Annotated in this window: 23 protein-coding genes; 10 read left to right on the top strand and 13 right to left on the bottom strand. The window is 61.8% G+C overall.

Annotation, left to right across the window (positions count from 1 at the left end; genetic code table 11):
- Positions 1 to 5 precede the first annotated feature (5 nt).
- Both AC1RMX_RS25500 and AC1RMX_RS25495 read right to left on the bottom strand, forming a co-directional pair.
- Complete coding sequence (locus AC1RMX_RS25500) at positions 6 to 677, bottom strand: class I SAM-dependent methyltransferase (protein ID WP_493073406.1); 672 nt, start codon at positions 675 to 677, stop codon at positions 6 to 8.
- A gap of 37 nt (positions 678 to 714) precedes the next feature.
- On the bottom strand, positions 715 to 1,359 hold the full coding sequence (locus AC1RMX_RS25495; protein WP_493073405.1) for a GGDEF domain-containing protein: 645 nt from the start codon (positions 1,357 to 1,359) through the stop codon (positions 715 to 717).
- A gap of 109 nt (positions 1,360 to 1,468) precedes the next feature.
- Here AC1RMX_RS25495 and AC1RMX_RS25490 point away from each other — a divergent pair, with 109 nt between their 5' ends.
- On the top strand, positions 1,469 to 1,861 hold the full coding sequence (locus AC1RMX_RS25490; RefSeq protein WP_192560457.1) for a GFA family protein: 393 nt from the start codon (positions 1,469 to 1,471) through the stop codon (positions 1,859 to 1,861).
- A gap of 38 nt (positions 1,862 to 1,899) precedes the next feature.
- Here the strand turns inward: AC1RMX_RS25490 and AC1RMX_RS25485 are convergent, their stop codons facing one another.
- The gene (locus AC1RMX_RS25485; RefSeq protein ID WP_493073404.1) at positions 1,900 to 2,730 is read right to left on the bottom strand and encodes an alpha/beta fold hydrolase; all 831 of its coding nucleotides are present in this window, start codon (positions 2,728 to 2,730) and stop codon (positions 1,900 to 1,902) included.
- 227 nt (positions 2,731 to 2,957) lie between these two features.
- Between AC1RMX_RS25485 and AC1RMX_RS25480 the strand changes: the two genes are divergently transcribed.
- From AC1RMX_RS25480 to AC1RMX_RS25455, 6 genes are all read left to right on the top strand, one after another.
- Positions 2,958 to 3,890: an acetoacetate decarboxylase gene (locus AC1RMX_RS25480; RefSeq protein ID WP_493073402.1), complete on the top strand. Its 933-nt coding sequence runs from the start codon at positions 2,958 to 2,960 to the stop codon at positions 3,888 to 3,890.
- Complete coding sequence (locus AC1RMX_RS25475) at positions 3,887 to 4,570, top strand: type 1 glutamine amidotransferase domain-containing protein (protein ID WP_096820523.1); 684 nt, start codon at positions 3,887 to 3,889, stop codon at positions 4,568 to 4,570. The genes AC1RMX_RS25480 and AC1RMX_RS25475 overlap by 4 nt, the downstream gene beginning before the upstream one ends.
- 136 nt (positions 4,571 to 4,706) lie before the next feature.
- Positions 4,707 to 5,162, top strand: a complete 456-nt coding sequence (locus AC1RMX_RS25470) for a (2Fe-2S)-binding protein (RefSeq protein ID WP_085708608.1) — start codon at positions 4,707 to 4,709, stop codon at positions 5,160 to 5,162.
- A 17-nt stretch (positions 5,163 to 5,179) separates the two neighbouring features.
- Positions 5,180 to 7,342 carry a xanthine dehydrogenase family protein molybdopterin-binding subunit gene (locus AC1RMX_RS25465; protein ID WP_493073401.1) on the top strand — a complete coding sequence of 721 codons (2,163 nt, stop codon included), beginning with the start codon at positions 5,180 to 5,182 and terminating at the stop codon, positions 7,340 to 7,342.
- A 1-nt stretch (position 7,343) separates the two neighbouring features.
- Complete coding sequence (locus tag AC1RMX_RS25460) at positions 7,344 to 7,922, top strand: hypothetical protein (RefSeq protein WP_493073400.1); 579 nt, start codon at positions 7,344 to 7,346, stop codon at positions 7,920 to 7,922.
- A gap of 61 nt (positions 7,923 to 7,983) precedes the next feature.
- Complete coding sequence (locus tag AC1RMX_RS25455; protein WP_096820526.1) at positions 7,984 to 8,949, top strand: GGDEF domain-containing protein; 966 nt, start codon at positions 7,984 to 7,986, stop codon at positions 8,947 to 8,949.
- 3 nt (positions 8,950 to 8,952) lie between these two features.
- Here AC1RMX_RS25455 and AC1RMX_RS25450 read toward each other — a convergent pair whose 3' ends face one another.
- Entirely contained in the window at positions 8,953 to 9,378 is a 426-nt protein-coding gene (locus tag AC1RMX_RS25450) for a VOC family protein (RefSeq protein ID WP_192560461.1), read from the bottom strand.
- A 112-nt stretch (positions 9,379 to 9,490) separates the two neighbouring features.
- On the opposite strand from AC1RMX_RS25450, the gene AC1RMX_RS25445 reads away from it, so the two are divergent.
- Positions 9,491 to 10,354, top strand: coding sequence for a LysR family transcriptional regulator (locus tag AC1RMX_RS25445; protein ID WP_493073399.1), 864 nt, complete (start codon positions 9,491 to 9,493; stop codon positions 10,352 to 10,354).
- A gap of 43 nt (positions 10,355 to 10,397) precedes the next feature.
- On the opposite strand, the gene fabI is transcribed toward AC1RMX_RS25445, so the two are convergent.
- The 8 genes from fabI to gloB all read right to left on the bottom strand — a co-directional run bounded on the left by fabI (position 10,398) and on the right by gloB (position 21,094).
- Positions 10,398 to 11,192, bottom strand: coding sequence for an enoyl-ACP reductase FabI (gene fabI, locus AC1RMX_RS25440; protein WP_003202751.1), 795 nt, complete (start codon positions 11,190 to 11,192; stop codon positions 10,398 to 10,400).
- Between the two features lie 19 nt (positions 11,193 to 11,211).
- A complete protein-coding gene (locus AC1RMX_RS25435; RefSeq protein WP_493073397.1) occupies positions 11,212 to 12,822 on the bottom strand; it encodes an ABC transporter ATP-binding protein in 1,611 nt (536 codons plus the stop codon).
- A gap of 1 nt (position 12,823) precedes the next feature.
- Complete coding sequence (locus AC1RMX_RS25430) at positions 12,824 to 13,843, bottom strand: ABC transporter permease (protein ID WP_102621892.1); 1,020 nt, start codon at positions 13,841 to 13,843, stop codon at positions 12,824 to 12,826.
- A gap of 1 nt (position 13,844) precedes the next feature.
- Positions 13,845 to 14,918 (bottom strand): microcin C ABC transporter permease YejB, encoded by a 1,074-nt coding sequence (locus tag AC1RMX_RS25425; protein ID WP_085708600.1) that lies wholly within the window; start codon positions 14,916 to 14,918, stop codon positions 13,845 to 13,847.
- A 4-nt stretch (positions 14,919 to 14,922) separates the two neighbouring features.
- Positions 14,923 to 16,764, bottom strand: coding sequence for an extracellular solute-binding protein (locus tag AC1RMX_RS25420; protein ID WP_493066138.1), 1,842 nt, complete (start codon positions 16,762 to 16,764; stop codon positions 14,923 to 14,925).
- On the bottom strand, positions 16,761 to 18,593 hold the full coding sequence (locus tag AC1RMX_RS25415; RefSeq protein ID WP_493073396.1) for an extracellular solute-binding protein: 1,833 nt from the start codon (positions 18,591 to 18,593) through the stop codon (positions 16,761 to 16,763). Before AC1RMX_RS25415 ends, AC1RMX_RS25420 begins: the two co-directional genes overlap by 4 nt.
- 164 nt (positions 18,594 to 18,757) lie before the next feature.
- The gene (locus AC1RMX_RS25410; RefSeq protein ID WP_096820533.1) at positions 18,758 to 20,227 is read right to left on the bottom strand and encodes a transglycosylase SLT domain-containing protein; all 1,470 of its coding nucleotides are present in this window, start codon (positions 20,225 to 20,227) and stop codon (positions 18,758 to 18,760) included.
- A gap of 99 nt (positions 20,228 to 20,326) precedes the next feature.
- Entirely contained in the window at positions 20,327 to 21,094 is a 768-nt protein-coding gene (gene gloB, locus AC1RMX_RS25405; protein ID WP_192560466.1) for a hydroxyacylglutathione hydrolase, read from the bottom strand.
- 65 nt (positions 21,095 to 21,159) lie between these two features.
- On the opposite strand from gloB, the gene AC1RMX_RS25400 reads away from it, so the two are divergent.
- Together AC1RMX_RS25400 and rnhA are read left to right on the top strand one after the other, a co-directional pair.
- Complete coding sequence (locus AC1RMX_RS25400; protein WP_011333614.1) at positions 21,160 to 21,918, top strand: methyltransferase domain-containing protein; 759 nt, start codon at positions 21,160 to 21,162, stop codon at positions 21,916 to 21,918.
- Between the two features lie 92 nt (positions 21,919 to 22,010).
- Positions 22,011 to 22,472 carry a ribonuclease HI gene (rnhA, locus tag AC1RMX_RS25395; protein WP_096820534.1) on the top strand — a complete coding sequence of 154 codons (462 nt, stop codon included), beginning with the start codon at positions 22,011 to 22,013 and terminating at the stop codon, positions 22,470 to 22,472.
- Here the strand turns inward: rnhA and AC1RMX_RS25390 are convergent, their stop codons facing one another.
- Entirely contained in the window at positions 22,473 to 22,778 is a 306-nt protein-coding gene (locus AC1RMX_RS25390) for a DUF2388 domain-containing protein (protein ID WP_096820535.1), read from the bottom strand.
- Positions 22,779 to 22,917: the final 139 nt, after the last annotated feature.

Below are 22,917 nucleotides of genomic sequence, written 5' to 3'. Positions count from 1 at the left end.
CTTTTTCAGCCGCGGCGCTCGGCAATCATCAACAACGACTGTGGCACAGGGCTTTGCGGATGTTGTGGCTCGCGCAGACTGCTCAACTGAAATCCGGCCATGTCCAGCGCATTCAGCCAACTGGACAAGGTGCGGAAATACCACGGCATCGGTCGCCATTGGCCCTTGAATCCATCGAAGGTTTCTTCCCGCCAGCCATCCTGATAATCACCTGCGGCCACCGACCACGGATGCAGCGTCTGGATCACCAGCGCACCGCCGGGCACGAGCAGGGCGTTCATGGCGGCGAGCAGCGGGATGATGTCCTGATGCAGCAGGGAAAAGTTGGCGCAGATCAGGTCGTAATCGCGGCCGATGTCGACTTTCGCTTCTACCAGATCTTCATAGCTGGCGACCTGTACCGGTGAAGATCCTGCCGCTTGCGCAGCCTCGACCAGCGTTGCATCACCGTCCACGCCCACCGCTTCGATCCCGCGTTCCACCAGCGTCCGCAACAGCCAGCCTTCGCCGCATCCCAGATCGAGTACGCGCTCGGGTTGGCGCCCCATGATGGCCAGCAGAACGGCCTGATCGGTCACCTGCCGCCGGCTCTCGATAGCACCGCTGCGGATGGCTTCGGTCCAGGCCTGGGCGTTGTGGTGCCAGCTCTGGAGCAGGGTGGATTCAGGCGAGGACATGGCGAGCTCCGAGGATGCGGGTGCAGACAAGGATAGGTCAGGTGTAGTCGGCCAGACGAATCCGGTTGCGACCGCTACGCTTGGATTCGTAGAGTGCGCTGTCGCCCTGTTCGATCAGTGCCGTGAGGCTGGCCGGCGGCTGATCGAACACCTTGGCGCCGATGCTCAGGGTGACCGCTTGCGGGGTGACGTAAGTCTGCGAAGTCATCTGCTGAAACTGCTCACGCAACGCGCTGCCCAGCACCATGATCTGTTCGTGGGACGCATCGCCCAGCAGCATCACGAATTCGTCACCGCCCAGCCTTGCCGCCAGTGCGCCCTTGGCCATCAGCATGATCTTCGACCACGACGGATCTTCCGGTAACAGAAGCAACGACAGCCAGAGCAGGAACATCAAGTACCAGGCCCGCGACAACTGTCGCTGAGTAAACCGTGCAACGCCCAACAGAAACAGCCAGTGCGCAACCACCAGCAAGCCGTTGGCGAACCAGATGCCGATCAGCGGATAGCCGTTGGCGCGCAGCAGGGCCAGGCTCGAACCGACGGTGATGGTGGCGAAACCGGCGCTCCAGAACAGCAGGGAAGGTTCGCGGATGCTGCGCCATTCGACCGCCAGATACAGGGCGGCCGCCGCGGCCAGGGCGGTGGAAATGGTGAGCATCGTGAGGGGATCGAGCGCCATGAACGAACGGGTCTGCCTGGATAGTGGTATTGGGCCACGATTGTAAGCGTTCGCCCATTGGGCTGCTATTTTCACTCACCGGTTATTCCATTTTCAGGCGAGGTGTTCCATGGACCGGTTTACTGGCGGTTGTCTGTGCGGCGAGGTGCGGATCGAGGCGTCGGGGCGACCTTACCGTGTCGGGATTTGTCACTGCCTCGATTGCCGTAAGCACCATGGGGCGCTGTTTCATGCATCGGCGATCTTTCCCGAGGATGCGGTGGCGATCAGCGGCGAAACCCGGGACTATGCCGGGCGACATTTCTGCCCGCGCTGCGGGTCGTCGGTGTTCGGCCGCAGCGGCGATGAAGTCGAGGTGAATCTGGGCGCGCTGGATGCGCCCGATCAATTGCAGCCGACTTACGAACTCTGGACGGTGCGTCGCGAGTCGTGGCTGCCGGCGTTTCCATTGGCCAGACACTATGTGGGTAATCGCGAGGCAACGGGGCGAACCGAAGAATAGCCGGGGTCAGGCTGGGTGCCTGACCCCGGCCAATAGGGTCAGCCGCGAATAAAGGCCAGCAGATCCGCGTTGATCGTTGGCGCTTCTGTGGTCGGCATCCCGTGAGGGAAGCCCGGATAAATCTTCAACGTGCTGTTCTTCAGCAATTTCGCTGACAGCACACCGGCGTTTTCATAGGGCACGATCTGGTCGTCATCGCCGTGCATCACCAGCACCGGGATCGAGATGCTTTTCAGATCGGCGGTGAAGTCGGTCTGCGAAAACGCGACGATCCCGTCATAGTGCGCCTTGGCGCCGCCCATCATGCCTTGACGCCACCAGTTCAGGACCACGGCCTCCGAAGGCTTCGCCCCCGGCCGGTTGTAGCCGTAGAACGGGCCGGCCGGCACATCGTGGTAGAACTGCGCACGATTGGCTGCCAATTGGGCCTGAAGATCGTCGAACACCGACTTCGGCAGACCGCCCGGATTGCTCTCGGTTTTCACCATCAGCGGCGGCACGGCGCTGATGATTGCGGCTTTGGAGACCCGATCCTCGCCATGCCGCGCAATGTAATGAATCACTTCGCCGCCACCGGTGGAGTGACCGACATGCACGGCTTTCTGCGTCCCCAGATGATTGACCACCGCTGCCACGTCGTCGGCGTAGTGATCCATGTCGTGACCGTCCCAGACCTGGCTCGAGCGTCCGTGACCCCGTCGGTCATGGGCCACGACTCGGAAGCCTTGGGCGAGGAAGAACAGCATCTGCGCATCCCAGTCGTCCGCGCTGAGCGGCCAGCCGTGATGGAAATGGATCACCGGGGCGTCTTTCGGGCCCCAGTCCTTGTAGAAGATCTCGACGCCGTCTTTCGTTGTGACATAGCCCATGTTCGCTACTCCTGAAGAATGCGGAACGGAAACGTGAAGGGGTGAAGACAAGCGTTATGAACTCTAGGATTGAAGTGCACTTCAAGGTCAAGCAAGTTCCGAACGGTCATCGCTGGCGTGAATGGTGGGCCATAGCCGTTGTGCGCTTGACCTTAAAGTTTGGTTGAACCTTAGAGTGGCGCTGACCGGCCACCTGCCGGGCCACTCATCGAGAAAGGTCAGCGAACATGAGCAAGCGCTTTACAGAAGTCGAATTCGGATCGCACAAGGTCGAGGTGCTGGAGGGCGGCTACTACGACCGTTTTCGTATGAACCCCAATCTCGACGAAGTGGCCCGGGACAAGGCCGCCGGCAATATCGACTTCTTCCGGCGCATTCCCAAGCAGCAGGTCGCTTCGAGAGTCGGCCCGACCTGGGCGCCGAACTTCTATTACCGATCCGGCAGTGTGCAGTTGCTGTTCCTCGCACCGCTGGACCGTCTGCGCGCTACCTTGCCGGCGCCGCTTGAACCGCTGCGGGCATTTCCCGGTTATGGGCTGGTGGCGCTGACATTTTTCTCCTACTCGGTTTGCGACAACGATCCGTACGACGAAGTCTCCGTGGCGATCGTCGTGCGTCGTCCCGGCGCCCGTGGCTCCCACGCGCTGGAACTGATGGACGCCATGCGTCGGCGCAGCTTCACTGCCCATGTGCTGGCGCTGCCGGTGAACACCGAAATCGCCCGGGTGCGCGGCGTGCACGGCTATCAACTGCCCAAGTGGCGCGCCGACATCAACGTGAACATCGGCACCAGCGTCAGCGCCCGTATTGACGGGCCCAAGGGCCTGCCGGACCTGGTCCTGAAAGCGCCGCTGCCGACCCTGAAAAACGTTACGCCGCAATCGCGCATGAGCACCGCCACCATGATTCATCAGGTCGATGGCCTGTGGCATCAGAGCGTGGTGCAGAGCAACACACTATCCTTTGCCCAACGCCTGTTTCCGCGCGATGTGCAGCTGGATCGCAACGGCGGCCCCCTGAGCCAGTTGCTCGATGGCCTCGGAGCTACGCGGATCCTGCGCCTGGACGTGATCAAGGACGCCCAGATCGTGCTCAACCTGCCCGTGCCGCTGACGGCGTTCGGTCAGGTCGGTGTCACCCCAAGAGAGGCTGCCAAATGACACGTCGAATCCTGCACGTCGTGACCAATGTCGCCCACTATGTCGACCCGACCGAACCCACCGGGTTATGGCTCGGGGAGTTGACCCATGCCTGGCAGGTGTTCGCGGAAAAAGGCTTCGAGCAGCGACTGGTCAGCCCCAGGGGCGGGCGGAGTCCACTGGAGCCTCGGGCATTGAAGTGGCCGATGCTCGACCGCTCGGCCAAGGCCTGGCTGAACGATCCGGCGAGCATGGCGCTGCTGGCGAACACCGCCAGCCCGGAGCAGATCGACAGCGCGGATTACGACGCCATCTATTTCACCGGCGGGCACGCGGTGATGTGGGACTTTCCCGACGACCCCGGCCTGCAACGGCTGACCCGGGAGATCTTCGAGCGCGGCGGGATCGTTTCGTCGGTCTGTCATGGTTATTGCGGGTTGCTCAATACGCGGTTGTCGGACGGCAGCCTGCTGGTGGCGGGGCGCAAGGTCACCGGTTACTCGTGGATGGAAGAAGTGCTGGCCGGTGTCGCGAAAAAAGTACCGTACGACTCCGAGCAACAGATGAAGGATCGCGGGGCGCGCTACGAAAAGGCGTTTCTGCCATTCACCTCGAATGTGGTGACCGACGGCAAACTGGTGACCGGACAGAACCCGCAATCGGCCAAAGCCACGGCGCAACAAGTAGCCGCGATGCTGTAGATCCATGACCGGTGGTCGCGGCGGCTGGTCGTCGGGGCAAAATGCGCTTAGCTGAAAGGGATAAGCCGAGGTGTGCACGGCATCGAATGCTGTCGCAACGCCCCTTCAGAACACCGTGAGTCTGAGGAAATTCCCGATGCTGACCTTGAACATCAATGGCAAGGATCAGGAGCTCGATGTCCCCGCGGACATGCCGTTGCTCTGGGTTCTGCGCGACGTCGCGCACCTGACAGGCACCAAGTTCGGTTGCGGCATGGCCCAGTGCGGGGCCTGCACCGTGCATGTCGATGGCGCTCCGCTGCGATCCTGCATCACGCCGGCCACCGCCGTGGCCCATGGGCAGAAGATCCTCACCATCGAGGGTCTTTCGACTGATGGTTCGCACCCGGTGCAACAGGCCTGGGCCGAGCTGGACGTGGTGCAATGCGGCTACTGTCAGTCCGGGCAGATCATGTCCGCCGCCGCGTTGCTGGCGAAAATCCCCAAACCCACCGACAGCGATATCGATCAGGCGCTCTCCGGCAACATCTGCCGCTGCGGCACGTATCCAAGAATCCGCGCAGCGGTCAAACGTGCCGCCGACATTGGCTGAGCGAGGGGAGGTGAGTGATGAACAGTCCTGTATCCCGTCGCGGATTTCTCAAGGGCAGTGCCGTGCTTGGCGGTGGTCTCGTCGTGGCTTTCGTGGTGCCCGGTGGCAACCGGTTTGCCACAGCGGCGGAAAATGAAGGCAAGGCATTTGCGCCGAACGCGTTCCTGCGGATTGCGCCGGACAACAGCGTCACCGTGCTGCTCGGCCATTCGGAAATGGGCCAGGGCATCTGGACCGGCCTGACCATGCTCATCGCCGAAGAGCTGGACGCCGACTGGTCGAAGATCCGCGTCGAGCACTCGCCGGCCTCGGCTGCCGACTACGGCATGCCGGCGTTTGGCGGGATGCAGATCACCGGCGGCTCCACTTCAACCTGGATGGAATTCGACCGTTACCGACTTGCAGGCGCTACGGCGCGGCAGATGCTGATCGAGGCGGCGGCCAAGCGTTTCAACGTGACACCGTCGACGATCCGCACCGAATCCGGCGTGGTGATTGCCGGCGACAACCGCGCCACTTACGGCGAACTGGCGGACGCCGCCGGGCAACTGCCGGTGCCGGATCCGAAGTCGATTACCTTCAAGGAAGCCAAGGACTGGAAAGTCATCGGCAAACCCACCAGACGCCTCGACACCCCGGAGAAAATCACCGGCCGTGCGAAGTTCGGCATGGACGTGCAGTTCGACGGACTGATGACGGCGATGGTCGCGCGCGCCCCGGTGTTCGGCGCCACGGTGAAATCCTTCGAAGGTGCGCAGGCACTGGCCGTTCCAGGCGTGCATAAAGTGGTGCAGGTGCCGACCGGCGTGGCGGTGATCGCCGATCATTATTGGGCGGCGAAACTGGGGCGCGATGCGCTGAAGGTTGATTGGGATCTGGGGCCGCACGCGGATCTCAGCAGCGAAAAACTGCTGGAGAGCTTCCGCAAACTCGCCGCCACACCGGGCATTTCCGCCAGTCAGGCCGGTGATGCCAAGGGCGGCTTTGGCAAAGCAGCGAAGAAAATCGATGTCGAGTACAGCGTGCCTTATCTGGCTCATGCGCCGATGGAACCGCTGAACTGTACGGTGAAGATCAGCGCCGACAAGTGCGAGATCTGGACCGGCACCCAGTTTCAGACGCTGGACCAAATGGTTGCCGGCAAGATCACCGGGCTGAAACCGGAGCAGGTGGAAATTCATACCGAATTCCTTGGCGGTGGTTTCGGTCGGCGGGCCAACCCGACGTCGGACTTTGTCGCCGAAGCGGTGCAGGTGGCGAAGGCCGCCGCGATGCCGGTGAAAACCGTGTGGTCGCGGGAGGATGATATCCGGGGCGGTTATTACCGTTCGGCGTTTTTGCATCGGGCCAGGATTGGGCTGGGAGCCGATGGCATGCCGCTGGCGTGGCAGCATGTGCTGGTCGGGCAGTCGATCATGGCCGGCACCATGCTGGAAAAAACCATGGTCAAGAACGGCGTCGATCAGACGTCGGTCGAGGGTGTGTCTGACAGTCCGTACATTACAGGCCTCGCCAATCATCAGGTCGATCTGCATTCGCCAACCACCGGGATCAACGTGTTGTGGCTGCGCTCCGTGGGTCATAGCCACACGGCGTTTGTCATGGAATCGCTGATCGATGAAATGGCCGCGGCGGCGGGCAAGGACCCGGTGGAGTACCGGCGAACCTTGCTCAAGGATCACGCCCGGCATCTCGGCGTGTTGAATCTGGCGGTGGAAAAGGCCAACTGGAAAGCGCCGCTGCCGGACGGGCATGCATTGGGCGTGGCGGTGCACGAGTCGTTCGGCAGTTACGTGGCGCAAGTCGCCGAGGTGTCGCAGGACAATCTGAAGATTCGCGTTCACCGCGTGGTGTGCGCGGTGGATTGCGGGATTGCGGTCAACCCGCAGAGCATCGCGGCGCAGATGGAATCGTGCATCACTTTCGGCCTGGGCATGGCGTTGCACAGCAAGCTGACGCTCAAGGACGGACACGTCGTGCAGTCCAACTATCACGACTATCAAGTGCTGCGCCTGAACGAGATGCCGGTGGTCGAAGTGCACATCGTGCCGAGCACGGACAAGCCCGGCGGCATCGGCGAGGCCGGTGTGCCGCCGACTGCACCAGCGGTGGCCAACGCGGTGTTCGCCCTGACCGGGCAGCGTCTGCGGGAACTGCCGCTGCAACTGTCGGGGGTGTGAGATGAAACGACATCTGTTGTTGGGCGCTGTGATGCTGGTCGGGCTGGGCGGCTATGCCTCGGACCTGTTCGCCGACGATCAGGAGGCCTTGAAGGCCTTCGGCACAGTGCAGAAAGTCTTCCAGAGCCCGCGCTGCCAGAACTGCCACATTCCTGGCGATTCGCCGTTGCAGTTCGACGCCGGCACGCCCCACGCGATGAACGTGGTGCGCGGCATGGACGGCAAGGGCGCCGCTGGTTTGCCGTGTGCCACCTGCCACGCCGAAACCAATCCGCCGGCCAGTTATGGCCCCCACGCGCCACCGGGTGCGCCGCACTGGAGCCTGCCGCCGGCCTCGCACAAGATGGCCTGGATCGGCCTGCCGCCGGATCGCTTGTGCGCGATGATCAAGGACCGCAGCAGCAACGGCGACCGGGACTTCGCCGCGCTGATCAAGCACGTCAGCGAGGACAAACTGGTGCTCTGGGGCTGGAATCCCGGGCCGGGGCGGCAACCGGTGCCGGTGCCCCACGACATCTTCGTCAGTCAGTTCAAGCTCTGGGCGGACGCGGGTGGGCCGTGTCCGGTGGCCGGCGGATGAGCATTTGAGTCATCGCCAATCAGGGCTACGCTGAAGGTCACTGATAACAAGGGAGTGTGTGATGCTGGTGCCAGGCAAACCCGTCAATGAAGCGGCTCGAGTGCAAGCGCTGTATGGATTGAACCTGCTCGATTCCGCCCCCGAAGAACGCTTCGACCGTCTGACTCGATTGGCCAGGCGGCTGTTCAACGTACCGATCGCGCTGGTGACGCTGGTGGACAAGGATCGGCAGTGGTTCAAGTCCTGCGTGGGCCTGGACGCGACCGAAACGCCACGGGACGTTTCGTTCTGCGGCCACGCGATCCTCAAGGATGAATTGCTGCTGGTGCCCGATGCCCGTCAGGACGTGCGTTTCCACGACAATCCTTTGGTGATCGGCGACCCGAATATCCGTTTCTACGCCGGTTATCCGCTGACCGTGCCCAACGGCAACAAGATGGGCACCTTGTGCCTGATCGACACCCGCCCCCGCGAACTAGATGACGAAGAGCGCGACTTGCTGCGCGATCTCGCCGGGATGGCCGAGCAGGAGCTGATGGCCGTGCAGATGGCGAGCATGGACGAGCTGACGCTGTTGTCCAACCGACGCGGGTTCATGATGCTGGCCCAGCATGCGCTGGATGCCTGCGCACGGATGGGCAAGCCCGCGACACTGCTGTTTTTCGACCTCAACGACTTCAAGCAGATCAACGACCTCTACGGTCATGCCGAGGGCGACAGCGCGCTCAAGACCTTCGCCGATGTGTTGCGCATTGCCTTTCGCGAAAGCGACGTGGTGGGGCGGTTGGGCGGCGATGAGTTCGTGGCGTTGCTGACCGGTTCCAGCCACATCGAAACCACGGCGATCATGGCGCGCCTCAAGGAAATCCTCGAAGAGCGCAATGCCACGTTGCATCGGGGGTATGCGATTCGCTTCAGTGTCGGGCAGATCGAGTACGACCCACGACGGCATGACACCGTGGATAAGCTGCTGGCGGATGCGGATGGGGCGATGTATGCCCACAAGCAAGCCCTGAAGCGAATCTGACGCTTATTTGGCAAACAACTGCCCGATGTCCTTGAACGCCTTGAACTCCAGGGCGTTCCCGCAGGGGTCGAACAAAAACATCGTGGCCTGTTCGCCCACCAATCCCTGAAAACGAATCCCCGGCTCGATCACGAACCGCGTGCCCAGTGATTTCAGGCGCTCGGCCAGGGCGTGCCATTCCTCCATTCCCAGCACCACACCGAAATGCGGCACCGGGACGTCGTGTCCGTCCACGGCGTTGGTGTGAGCGGCTTCCTGCGAGGCATTTTTCGGCGCCAGGTGAATCACCAGTTGATGGCCGAAGAAGTTGAAATCGACCCAGTGATCGCTGGAGCGGCCTTCCTCCAGACCGAACACTTCGCGGTAAAAATGCCGGGCGGCGGCGAGGTCATACACGGGAATGGCCAGATGGAAGGGGCTGAGTGGCATGGAGTTGGTCTCGATCAACGGTTGGGTGAATCCAGTCTAGCGCTGTGCATTTCGATTGAAAGACGATAGTTTTTGCGTCGAGCTCAAATTATTTCGATCAATCGAGGTGCCCATGCTGCGTGAACTCAAGACCTTTCTGGCGGTGGCGCAGCACGGTACGTTTGCCGCGGCGGGCCTGCATGTCGGCCTGACGCAATCGGCGGTCAGCGCGCAGATCCGCAATCTGGAACAGACTTTGGGTGTGCGCCTGTTTGATCGCACCGGCCGTCAGGCAATTCTCAATCCGGCAGGGCAGCGTGCGGTGCCGATGGCGCAGGAAATGCTCGCCACCTTCAGCCGCATGGCGATCAGTGAGGACGCCAGCGAGTTTCGCGGCGAGCTGAGAATTGGCGCCGTGGCGACCGCACAGACCGGGCTGTTGCCTCAGGCCTTGCTGCGCTTGCGCCAACAGGCTCCGGGCGTGGAGCCGAAACTGGTGCCGGGTGTGTCGTTGAACCTGCTGAGCCAGGTGGATGCCGGGGAAGTCGATCTGGCGATCATGATCAAGCCGCCGTTTGAATTGCCCAAGGAGCTGTCGGCGCAGGTGATGCGGCGCGAGCCGTTCGTGCTGATCGTGCCGCCCGGCATCGAGGGAAACGATCCGCTGCAACTGCTGGCCGAGCATCCTCACGTGCGTTATGACCGCAATTCGTTCGGGGGGCGGCTGGTGACGCGGTTTCTGCGTGAGCAGCGGATAGATGTCCGCGTGGCGCTGGAGCTGGATGAGCTGGAAGCGATCGTGAAGATGGTCGAGTGCGGGCTCGGGGTTTCGTTGCTGCCAAGAGCCGGATTGTGGCTGGAGCATCCGCTGAAGGTGAGGGTGATCGAGTTGGGTGAGCTGACGTTTTATCGGGAGATGGTGCTGTTGCAGCGTTATAGCCAGCGCCGTCAGCCGATTCAGCAGTTGTTCGCCCGTTGCCTGGGATCGCAGGCATGAAAAAGCCCGCCAATCGGCGGGCTTTTTATCGGCAGCGCGAAGATTACTCTTCGATGTTGCCCATGGCGGTGGTGTTGAAGCCGCCGTCCACGTACATGATTTCACCGCTGATGCCCGACGCCAGGTCGGAGCACAGGAAGGCGCCGGCGTTGCCGACTTCTTCGATGGTGACGTTGCGGCGCAGTGGGGTTTGCGCTTCGTTGGCGGCCAGCATCTTGCGGAAGTTCTTGATGCCCGAAGCTGCCAGAGTGCGGATCGGACCGGCCGATACGCAGTTGACGCGGGTGCCGTCCGGGCCCAGGGAGCCGGCCAGGTAACGGACGCCGGCTTCCAGCGAAGCCTTGGCCATGCCCATCACGTTGTAGTTAGGCATGGTGCGCTCGGCGCCCAGGTACGACAGGGTCAGCAGGCTGCCGTTGCGGCCTTTCATCATTTCGCGACCGGCCTTGGCCAGGGCCACGAAGCTGTAGGCGCTGATGTCGTGAGCGATGCGGAAACCTTCGCGGGTGGTGGCTTCGGTGAAGTCGCCGTCCAGTTGGTCGCCCGGTGCGAAGCCGACGGAGTGCACGATGCAGTCCAGGCCGTCCCACTTCTTGCTCAGTTCTTCGAAGACCTTGGCGATTTCTTCATCGCTGGCCACGTCGCACGGGAAGCACAGCTCAGGGCTCGAGCCCCAGCCCTGTGCGAATTCTTCGACACGACCTTTCAGTTTGTCGTTCTGATAAGTGAAGGCAAGCTCAGCGCCCTCGCGATGCATGGCGGCAGCGATGCCGGATGCGATGGACAGCTTGCTGGCGACACCGACGATCAGTACGCGCTTACCGGCGAGAAAACCCATGTGTTGCTCCTCTTTCAGGTTATTGCGCAGTGGCTGGTGCCAGAAAAGCGGCTTCCAGCAACTGCTGTGTATACGGATGTTGGGGAGCGGCAAAGATTGCTTGCGCGTCTCCCTGTTCGACCACTTGGCCATGCTTGACCACCATCAACTGGTGGCTCAGCGCTTTCACAACAGCCAGATCATGGCTGATGAACAAATACGTCAGGTTGTACTTGGCTTGCAGTGAACGCAACAGCTCCACCACTTGCCGCTGCACCGTCCGGTCGAGCGCCGAAGTCGGCTCGTCCAGCAGGATCAGCGCCGGTTTGAGCACCAGGGCCCGGGCAATGGCGATACGCTGCCGCTGCCCACCGGAAAATTCATGGGGGTAGCGGTGCCGGGTTTCCGGATCCAGACCTACCTCCTTCAATGCCGCAATAATCGCCGCTTCCTGCTCGGCGGCGGTGCCCATCCTGTGGATCCGCAGGCCTTCGCCAACGATGTCGCTCACGCACATCCGCGGGCTCAGGCTGCCAAACGGGTCCTGAAACACCACCTGCATCTCCCGACGCAACGGGCGAACCTCGTTCTGCGTCAGGCAGTCTAGCTGCTTGCCTTCAAAACGGATCGCGCCTTTGCTGCCGATGAGCCGCAAAATCGCCAGGCCCAGAGTGGACTTGCCGGAACCGCTTTCTCCCACGATCCCCAGGGTCTGACCCTGAGGCAGGCTGAAATTGATGCCGTCCACTGCCTTGACGTGATCCACCGTGCGCTTGAGCAGGCCTTTCTTGATCGGGAACCAGACTTTCAAGTCCTCGACCTGCAACAGCGGCGCCCCGATTTTATTGCTCGCCGGGCCTCCGCTGGGCTCCGCCGCCAGCAGCTCCCGAGTGTACGGATGCTGCGGAGAACGGAACAGTTCTTCGCACGATGCCTGTTCGACGATGCAACCGCGCTGCATGACACATACGCGATGCGCAATTCTTCGCACCAGGTTCAAATCGTGACTGATCAGTAGCAGCGCCATGCCCAATCGAGCCTGCAATTCCTTGAGCAGGTCGAGGATTTTCAGCTGAACGGTCACGTCCAGCGCGGTGGTCGGTTCGTCGGCGATCAGCAGTTCCGGCTCGTTGGCCAGCGCCATGGCGATCATCACCCGCTGGCGCTGACCGCCGGACAATTCGTGGGGCAGGGCCTTGAGGCGCTTTTGCGGCTCGGGGATGCCGACCATCTCCAGCAATTCCAGGGTGCGCTTGGTCGCGACCTTGCCGGTCAGGCCCTTGTGGATACCGAGCACTTCGTTGATCTGCTTTTCGATCGAGTGCAGCGGGTTGAGCGAGGTCATTGGCTCCTGGAAGATCATCGCGATCCGGTTGCCGCGGATGTGGCGGATGGTCTTTTCGCTCAGCTCCAGCAGGTTTTGCCCGGAATAGGTGATGCTGCCCGCCGGATGGCGAGCCAGCGGGTAGGGCAGCAGGCGCAGGATCGAGTGCGCCGTCACTGACTTGCCCGAGCCCGACTCGCCCACCAGCGCCAGGGTCTCGCCGCGCTTGATGTCGAAGCTGACGCCCTCGACCACCCGGTGCGAGCGTTCGCCCGTGCCGAATTCGACGGCGAGGTCGCGCACTTCGATCAGATTGTCCTGATTCATTTCACTTCCTCGGGTCGAAGGCATCGCGAGCGGACTCGCCGATAAACACCAGCAGACTCAACATCAGCGCCAGCACCGCAAACGCACTCATGCCCAGCCACGGCGCCTGCAGGTTGGATTTGCCCTGGGCGACCAGCTCACCCAGCGACGGGCTGCCGGCCGGCAAGCCGAAGCCGAGGAAGTCCAGCGCAGTGAGGGTGCCGATGGCGCCGGTCAGGATGAACGGCATGAAGGTCATGGTCGAGACCATGGCGTTGGGCAAGATGTGGCGGAACATGATCGCGCCGTTCTGCATCCCCAGCGCCCGGGCCGCGCGCACGTATTCGAGGTTGCGCCCGCGCAGGAACTCGGCGCGCACCACGTCCACCAGGCTCATCCACGAGAACAGCAGCATGATCCCCAGCAGCCACCAGAAATTCGGCTGGACGAAACTGGCGAGAATGATCAGCAGGTACAGCACCGGCAGACCCGACCAGATCTCCAGAAAACGCTGGCCGGCCAGATCGACCCAGCCGCCATAGAAGCCCTGCAAGGCCCCGGCGATCACACCGATAATCGAGCTGAGCACGGTCAGTGTCAGGGCGAACAACACCGAAATCCGGAAACCGTAGATCACCCGCGCCAACACGTCGCGGCCTTGATCGTCGGTGCCCAGCAGGTTGTCCGCTGACGGCGGGGCAGGGGCCGGGACTTTCAGGTCGTAGTTGATGCTCTGGTAGCTGAACGGAATCGGTGCCCACAGCACCCACGCGTCCTTGGCCTTGAGCAGTTCGCGGATGTACGGGCTCTTGTAGTTGGCCTCCAGCGGGAATTCGCCGCCGAAGGTGGTTTCCGGGTAACGCTTGACCGCCGGGAAGTACCAGTTGTTGTCGTAGTGCACCACCAGCGGCTTGTCGTTGGCGATCAGTTCGGCGCCGAGGCTCAGGCCGAACAGGATCAGGAACAGCCACAGCGACCACCAGCCACGCTTGTTGGCCTTGAACAGTTCGAAGCGCCGGCGATTGAGAGGGGACAGGTTCATCTCAATGCTCCCGGCTGGCGAAGTCGATGCGCGGATCGACCAGGGTGTAGGTGAGGTCGCCGATCAGTTTCACCACCAGCCCCAGCAGGGTGAAGATGAACAGGGTGCCGAACACCACCGGGTAATCGCGGTTGATCGCCGCCTCGAAACTCATCAGGCCGAGGCCGTCGAGGGAGAAGATCACTTCCACCAGCAGGGAGCCTGTGAAGAAGATGCCAATGAACGCCGACGGGAACCCGGCGATCACCAGCAGCATCGCGTTGCGGAACACATGACCGTAGAGCACGCGGTGACGGGTCAGGCCCTTGGCCTTGGCGGTGACCACGTACTGCTTGTTGATTTCGTCGAGGAAGCTGTTTTTGGTCAGCAGGGTCATGGTTGCGAAGTTGCCGATTACCAGCGCGGTCACCGGCAGCGCCAGGTGCCAGAAGTAATCGAGGACCTTGCCGCCCAGGCTCAGCTCGTCGAAGTTGTTCGAGGTCAGGCCGCGTAAAGGAAACCAGTCCAGATAACTGCCACCGGCAAACACCACGATCAACAGGATCGCAAACAGAAACGCCGGAATCGCATAACCGACGATGATCGCCGAACTGGTCCAGACGTCGAAATGGCTGCCGTGTCGCGTGGCCTTGGCGATCCCCAGCGGGATCGACACCAGGTACATGATCAGCGTGCTCCACAGCCCGAGCGAGATCGATACCGGCATCTTCTCCTTGATCAGGTCGATGACCTTGGCGTCGCGGAAGAAGCTGTCGCCGAAATCCAGTCGGGCGTAGTTCTTGACCATGATCCACAGCCGTTCCGGCGCCGACTTGTCGAAACCGTACATGTGCTCGATTTCCTTGATCAGCGCCGGGTCCAGACCTTGCGCGCCGCGATAGGCCGAGCCGGCCACCGACACTTCGGCACCGCCGCCAGCGATGCGGCTGGTGGCGCCTTCGAAGCCTTCGAGCTTGGCGATCATCTGTTCCACCGGCCCGCCGGGCGCGGCCTGGATGATCACGAAGTTGATCAGCAGAATGCCGAACAGGGTCGGGATGATCAGCAACAGTCGCCGAAAAATATACGCCAGCATCTGATTACTCCGTGCCCACAGGGTCGGCTTGCAGTTGGGTTTGCACTTCTACCGCAGGTTTCGTGTCGGGTTTGACCCACCAGGTGTTAATGCCGATGTCGTACTTGGGGGAGACTTTCGGGTGGCCGATGTGGTTCCAGTACGCCACGCGCCAGCTCTTGATGTGCCAGTTGGGGATCACGTAGTAACCCCATTGCAGCACGCGGTCGAGAGCGCGGGCGTGGGCCACCAGGCTTTTGCGCGAATCGGCGTTGATCAGGTTCTCGACCAGATGATCGACCACCGGGTCCTTCAGGCCCATCGAGTTGCGGCTGCTCGGCTTGTCGGCGGCGGCGCTCATCCAGAATTCGCGTTGCTCGTTACCGGGTGAGTTGGACTGCGGAAAGCTGCCGACGATCATGTCGAAGTCCCGCGAACGCACACGGTTGACGTATTGCGAGACGTCGACGCGGCGGATCACCAGATCGATGCCCAGGTCCGCGAGGTTGCGTTTGAACGGCAGCAACACCCGCTCGAATTCGGTCTGGGCCAACAGGAATTCGATGACCACCGGTTTGCCGGTGGCGTCGACCATTTTGTCGTCGACGATCTTCCAGCCGGCCTCTTGCAGCAATTGATAGGCCTCGCGTTGCTGCAGGCGAATCATGCCGCTGGCGTCGGTCTTCGGGTTTTCGAAGGCTTCGCTGAACACCTGCGCCGGGAGCTGGCGGCGGAACGGGTCGAGGATCGCCAGTTGATCGGCGTCCGGCAGGCCGGTGGCGGCCATTTCCGAGTTCTCGAAGTAGCTGCGGGTGCGCACGTAGGCGCTGTTGAACAGTTGCTTGTTGGTCCATTCGAAGTCGAGCAACAGACCCAGTGCCTGACGCACGCGAACGTCCTGGAACACCGGGCGACGCAGGTTGAAGACGAAGCCTTGCATGCCGGTCGGGTTGCCGTTGGGGATCAGTTCCTTGACCAGTCGGCCCTCGGTGACGGCCGGGATGTTGTAGGCGTTGGCCCAGTTTTTCGCGGTCATTTCCAGCCAGTAGTCGAACTGCCCGGCCTTCAGCGCTTCCAGCGCGACGGTGTTGTCGCGGTAATAGTCGGTGGTCAGCACGTCGAAGTTGTAGAACCCGCGATTGACCGGCAGGTCCTTGCCCCAGTAATCCTTGACCCGCTCGTAACGTACCGAGCGCCCGGCCTTCACTTCGGCGACCTTGTACGGGCCGCTGCCCAGCGGGATTTCCAGGTTGCCCTTGTTGAAGTCGCGACTGGCCCACCAGTGTTTGGGCAGCACCGGCAACTGGCCGAGGATCAGCGGCAGCTCGCGATTGTTGTTGTGCTTGAACTTGAACAGCACCGTGAGCGGGTCTTCGGCGACGGCTTCTTCGACATCGCTGTAGTAACCGCGAAACATTGGCGAGCCTTCTTTGGTCAGGGTCTCGAAGCTGAACACCACGTCTTCGGCGCGCACCGGGTGACCGTCATGGAAGCGCGCTTCGGGGCGCAGGTAGAAACGCACCCAGCTGTTGTCCGGGGCTTTTTCGATCTTGCTGGCGATCAGGCCGTATTCGGTGAACGGCTCGTCGAGGCTGTGCTTGGTCAGGGTGTCGTAGATCTGCCCGACATCGTCCGCCGGCACGCCTTTGCTGATGAACGGGTTGAGGCTGTCGAAGCCGCCAAAACCGGCCTGACGGAAGATCCCGCCCTTGGGCGCGTCGGCGTTCACGTAATCGAAGTGCTTGAAGTCGGCGGGGTATTTCGGCGGCTCGTTGTACAGCGTCACGGCGTGTTGCGGGGCGGCACAGGCCAGCCCGGCGAACAACAGGCCGCAAGCCTGCACGAGCAGGGTGCGAACGGCGTTCATTGACCTTTCTCCGAAGATTTCAGCCACCACGCGCTCAGGCCCAGGGTATAGGGCGGCGTGCTGACGAAGGCGAACCGGTTGCGGTACGCCAGACGGTGATAATTGAGGTACCAGTTGGGAATGCTGTAGTGCTGCCAGAGCAGCACGCGGTCCAGCGCCTTGCCGGCGGCGACCTGTTCGTCGCGGGTGCGGGCGGCGAGCAATTGCTCGAGCAGATGATCGACCACCGGGTTGGCGATGCCCGCGTAATTCTTGCTGCCCTTGACCCCGACCTGGCTGGAATGGAAGTACTGCCACTGTTCCAGTCCCGGGCTGAGGGTCTGGTTGAGGGTCATCAGGATCATGTCGAAATCGAACTGATCCAGGCGTTGTTTGTACTGGGCGCGGTCCACCGTGCGCAGGCGTGCGTCGATGCCGATGCTGTTGAGGTTTTCAATGTACGGCTGGAGGATCCGCTCCAGGTTCGGATTGACCAGCAGCAGTTCGAAACTCAGCGGTTGGCCGGCAGCGTTCTGCAAGCGCTGGCCGTTGAGCTTCCAGCCAGCCTCGGCCAGCAGTGCGAGGGTCTTGCGCATGGTTTCACGGGGAATGCCGCGCCCATCGGTCTGCGGCAGCGTGAACGGCTCGGTGAACAGCCGGGCCGGCAATTGATCCTTGTACGGTTTGAGCATCAGCCATTCGTGACCGACCGGCAGACCGCTGGCGCTGAATTCGCTGTTGGGGTAGTAACTGGTGGTGCGCTTGTAGGCGTCGCTGAACAGCGCGCGGTTGGTCCACTCGAAGTCGAACATCAGACCCAACGCCTCACGAACCTTGACCTCGGCGAAAGTCGGGCGGCGAGTGTTCATGAACAGGCCCTGACTCTGGGTCGGGATCTGGTGCGGGATCTGCGCCTTGATCACGTCGCCCCGTCGGATCGCCGGGAAGTTGTAGCCGTTGGCCCAGTTCTTCGCCTGATGCTCGATGTAGATGTCGAACTCACCGGCCTTGAAGGCTTCGAAGGCCACGTCGCTGTCGCGGTAGAACTCGACTTCCATGCGATCGAAGTTGTACTTGCCGCGATTGACCGGCAAATCCTTGCCCCAGTAATCCTTGACCCGTTCGAACACCAGTTGCCGCCCCGGCGTCACCGAGGTGATGCGGTACGGCCCGCTGCCCAGCGGCGGCTCGAACGTGGTGGCCTTGAAGTCGCGACCTTTCCAGTAATGTTGGGGCAGCACCGGCAACTCGCCCAGACGCAGGATCAGCAGCGGGTTGCCCGAGCGTTTCATCACGAAACGAATGCGCTGCGGGTTGAGGATGTCGACCCGCAACACTTCCTGAAGCGCGGTGCGATACAGCGGATGACCTTCCTTGAGCAACAGGCGATAGGAGAACGCCACGTCGTAGGCGGTGATCGGCGTGCCGTCGTGGAAACGTGCTTCCGGGCGCAGGTTGAACACCACCCAGCTGCGGTCTTCGCTGTATTCCACCGATTGAGCGATCAGCCCATAACTGGAGGCCGGCTCATCGCCGGAAGGCGAATACTGGCCGGTGCCGACCATCAGCGGCTCGTTCAGCTCGTTGATGCCGTATTGCAGGAAATTCGGGGTGGTGACCGGGCTGGTGCCCTTGAAGGTGTAGGGATTCAGCGTATCGAAGGTGCCAAACGCCATCACCCGCAAGGTGCCGCCCTTGGGCGCTTGCGGGTTGACCCAGTCGAAGTGGGTAAATCTGGCCGGGTACTTGAGCGTGCCGAACTGCGCATAACCGTGACTTTCGGTGATCGTCGCGCTGACGGGGGAGCTCAAGGCCAGGCTGATCAGGAGCAGGAGGAGGGGACGCTTCAAGTCAGATCCGATCCAGGCGGCTTGGGCTTTGTGGGCCGTACAGTAACAGCTTGTATGGACAGGAAAAAGACAGGGGGTTAATGCGCGCTTAATTGTGGGAGTCGCTGGCGGCGAAGGCAAAAAATGACAGACAAAAAAAACCCCTGAAATTCAGGGGCTCTTTATCAGTGCGGCTGGTAGACCGTGAGCATCTGCCCAGGCTTGAGCGCCTTGCCGGCGCCCGGGTTCCAGCGCTTGAGATGCTGCATCTCGACGTTGAAACGCTTGGCCACCACGTACAGCGTGTCGCCTTGCTTGACCTTGTATTGGGTCTGTTTCTGGTTGTCGGTCTTGCTGCTGGTCTTGCTGTTGGCGGCCAGCACCGTGTTGATGCGTCCGCCGCTGGTGTTGCGGGCCGGCGTGCGCTTGGTGGTGTCCTGCATGACCAGGGTCTGGCCGACCTTGAGGTTCTTGCCGGTCATCTTGTTCCAGCGTTGCAGGTCCTTGACGTCGACCTTGTTGGCCTTGGCGATGGATGCGAGGTTGTCACCGCGTTTGACCCGGTAGGCACGCTTGAGCTTGGCGACTTCGGTCGGATCAGCGCCTTCGAAGACCGGTTTCAGCGAACGAGGGCTGATCAGTTCTTCAGGACGCATGGTCTGCAGGCTGGCGGTCAGCAGTTGCGCCTTCGAGGTCGGCACCAACAGGTGCTGCGGGCCGTCGATGGTGGTGCGCTGCTTGAAGGCCGGGTTGAGCTGGAACAGCTCGTCTTCGTCGATGTTGGCCACCGCTGCAACCTTGGACAGGTCCATGCGCTGGTTGATTTCGACGACCTGGAAATACGGTTCGTTGGCGATCGGGTTGAGGTTCACCCCGTAGGCTTCCGGCGACAGTACCACTTGCGACAGCGCCAGCAGTTTCGGCACGTAGGCTTGGGTTTCTGCCGGCAGCGGCAGGTTCCAGTAGTCGGTCGGAAGACCCAGTCGCTCGTTGCGTTCGATGGCGCGGCTGACCGTGCCTTCGCCGGCGTTGTAGGCCGCCAGGGCCAGCAGCCAGTCACCGTTGAACATGTCGTGCAGACGGGTCAGGTAATCCATCGCTGCCGTGGTCGAGGCGGTGATGTCACGACGGCCGTCGTAGAAACGGGTCTGGCGCAGGTTGTAGTAACGCCCGGTGGAAGGGATGAATTGCCAGAGACCCACAGCATCGGCCCGGGAATAGGCCATCGGGTTGTAGGCGCTTTCAATCACTGGCAGCAGCGCCAGTTCCAGCGGCATGTTGCGTTCTTCGAGGCGCTCGACGATGTAATGAATGTAGAGGCTGCCGCGTTCCCCGGCGTTCTCGAGAAAGGAAGGGTTACTGGCGAACCACAGGCGCTGTTGCTCGATGCGCGGGTTCACGCCCAGGCCTTCCTGGAGCTGGAAACCACCGCGCATGCGTTCCCAGATGTCCTGGGGCACCTGCGGGCTGGGCTTCTCGGACAACCAGATGGGCTTCTGCTTGGCTCGCGCAGCAATGTTCGGCGTATGGGTCGCTTCAGTCTGCGGAGCATGGCTGGAACAGCCCGCCAGCGTGGCGGACACAGCCACCGCGATGGCTTGCGCCAGGCGGGTCAATGCGTCTGAATTGACGGACTTACGTATGGATGACGACATTGGCTGGAAGTAAGTTCCGGGCAAAAATGTCGGGGGATTCTAGAAAGCGCACCCCCTGCGGTCAACCATTCAGAGTTTTTGTACCAAGTGGTGAACGTCTTAGAACTTATCTTTCCAAGCCCGCAGAGCCGCAAAAACCTCACTCGGCGCCCGGTTTTGAGCGCCATTCCGTTCGTCCACTTTTTGTTTAACTAATGTTTCACCGGTACGCAAAAACGGGTTTGTGAGCTTTTCCAGGGCCAGGGTCGAGGGCAGGGTCATGACGCCGTTCTGCCGTTGCTGGGTGACTTTTTCCAGACGGGCGGCAATGTTCGGGTTGCCCGGTTCCACGGCGGCGGCAAATTTCAGGTTGCTCAGGGTGTATTCGTGAGTGCAGTAGACCAGCGTGTCTTCCGGCAGCGATGCCAGACGTCCCAGCGAGTGGTGCATCTGCTCCGGTGTGCCTTCGAATAACCGGCCGCAACCGGCAGCGAACAGGGTGTCGCCGCAGAACAGCAGGCCGTGGTGGTAATAGGCGATGTGCCCCAGGGTATGGCCGGGAACGGCGTAGACATCGAAATCCCAGCCGAGCACACGCACCTTGTCGTTGTCCTTGAGCGCCACATCACGCCCGGGAATGCTTTCGCTGGCCGGCCCGTAGACCGTGGCATCGGTTGCCTGCTTCAGCGTTTCGACGCCGCCGACATGATCATGGTGATGATGAGTGATCAGAATATCGGCGAGCACCCAGCCCGGATGCGCAGCGAGCCATGCCTGCACAGGGGCGGCATCCCCCGGATCGACCACCGCGCAACGCTGGGTGGCATGATCCTGTAACAACCAGATGTAGTTGTCGGTGAAGGCGGGCAGGGCACTGATCTGTATCATCTTCGGATTCGCCAAGCAGGTAACATTGGCGCATCTTAGAGGTTCCTGGCGTGTTGGAGAATGCAATGATCGATAAAGCGTTCGCTCAGGCCGATCCTGACTGGCTCGCCCTGATCGGTGCGGCCCGTGAGTGGCTGTCCGGCCCCCTCGGGCAATTTCTGCTGGACGAAGAGCGCCGCATGCTCGAAGACGAGCTCGGCCGGTTCTTCGGCGGCTATCTGGTGCATTACGGCCCGTCCGCCGAAACGCCGCCGTCGGCGCCGCAGGTGCAGCGCAACGTGCGGCTTGGCGCGCCATTGCCCGGTGTCGAGATCGTCTGCGAGGAACAGGCCTGGCCGTTGAGCGAGCACGCCGCCGACGTGGTGGTGTTGCAGCATGGCCTGGATTTCTGCCTGTCGCCCCACGGTTTGCTGCGTGAAGCGGCCAGCAGCGTGCGCCCCGGCGGGCATCTGCTGATCGTCGGCATCAACCCCTGGAGCACCTGGGGCCTGCGTCATGTGTTCGCTCATGACGCCTTGCATCAGGCGCGCTGCATCTCGCCGTCGCGGGTCGCCGACTGGCTCAACCTGCTGGGCTTCGCGCTGGAGAAACGCCGCTTCGGGTGCTATCGTCCGCCGCTCGCGTCACCCAAGTGGCAGGCCCGTCTGGCCGGCTGGGAACGCAAGGCCGGCGACTGGCAACTGTCGGGCGGCGGCTTCTATCTGCTGGTTGCGCGCAAGATCGTGGTCGGCCTGCGTCCGGTGCGCCAGGAGCGCCGCGAACCGATGGGCAAGCTGATTCCGCTGCCGATGGCCAAGGTCAATCGCCGCCGTATCGAACCGTAAACCTTCTTTTATTTGTGGCCGGGTCTGTCCCGGCCTCGGCCATCGTCGATCCGTGATCGACGGGGCAACGCATTTTTTCTGGATAGATTGGCATGAGCGAAAGCGTCGATAGCGTAGAACTGTTCACTGACGGCGCCTGCAAGGGCAACCCCGGCCCCGGCGGCTGGGGCGCCTTGCTGGTGTGCAAGGGCGTCGAAAAGGAACTGTGGGGCGGCGAAGCCAACACCACCAACAACCGCATGGAACTGCTCGGTGCGATCCGTGGCCTGGAAGCCCTCAAGCGTCCGTGCGAAGTGCTGCTGGTGACCGACTCGCAATACGTGATGAAAGGCATCAACGAGTGGATGGCCAACTGGAAGAAGCGCGGCTGGAAAACCGCCGCCAAGGAGCCTGTGAAAAACGCCGACCTGTGGAAAGAGCTGGACGAGCAGGTCAACCGCCACAAAGTCACCTGGAAGTGGGTGCGCGGCCACATCGGTCACCACGGCAACGAACGCGCCGACCAGTTGGCCAACCGTGGTGTGGATGAGATTCGCGGTTACAAGCAGGACTGATCAGAGCATCAAAATGGCGCCGGCCAGTTGCAGGTCGGTGGCGGGCAGTTCCGGCAACAGGCTGCGAATCCGCTGGAACGCCGCTTCCATCTGCGCGCCGCGAATGTCCCCGTTGCTGGCAACAAAGGCCGCTGCATCATCCTTGGCGGCCAGCACGATTTTGTCGTCCTTGAACGAACCGCTGGTGCCTTTGCTGGAGCTGAGCGTAAGGCTCAGGGTGATGTCGGTGCTGATGACGAAGCTGGTGGCGTGGGCGTCAGCCATCAGCAAACAGCCGCCGAGCAGTAAAATCCGTGCAGTCTTCATGAGGTACTTGAGTCCGTGAGAAACAAGCCGCGCACGCTAACAAGCCGGTTTGCCCCAGACTTTATGATCATTGCTAATGATTGTTAAAAACTGCATGAGCGCCGATCAACTGGCGGTGGGCGACGCGCCCCAAGGGCGT

It is taken from the genome of Pseudomonas sp. GW822-FHT03F04 (assembly GCF_058801405.1).
Note: the sequence above shows the minus strand (reverse complement) of the source record. Positions and strands in the feature narration are given on the sequence as shown.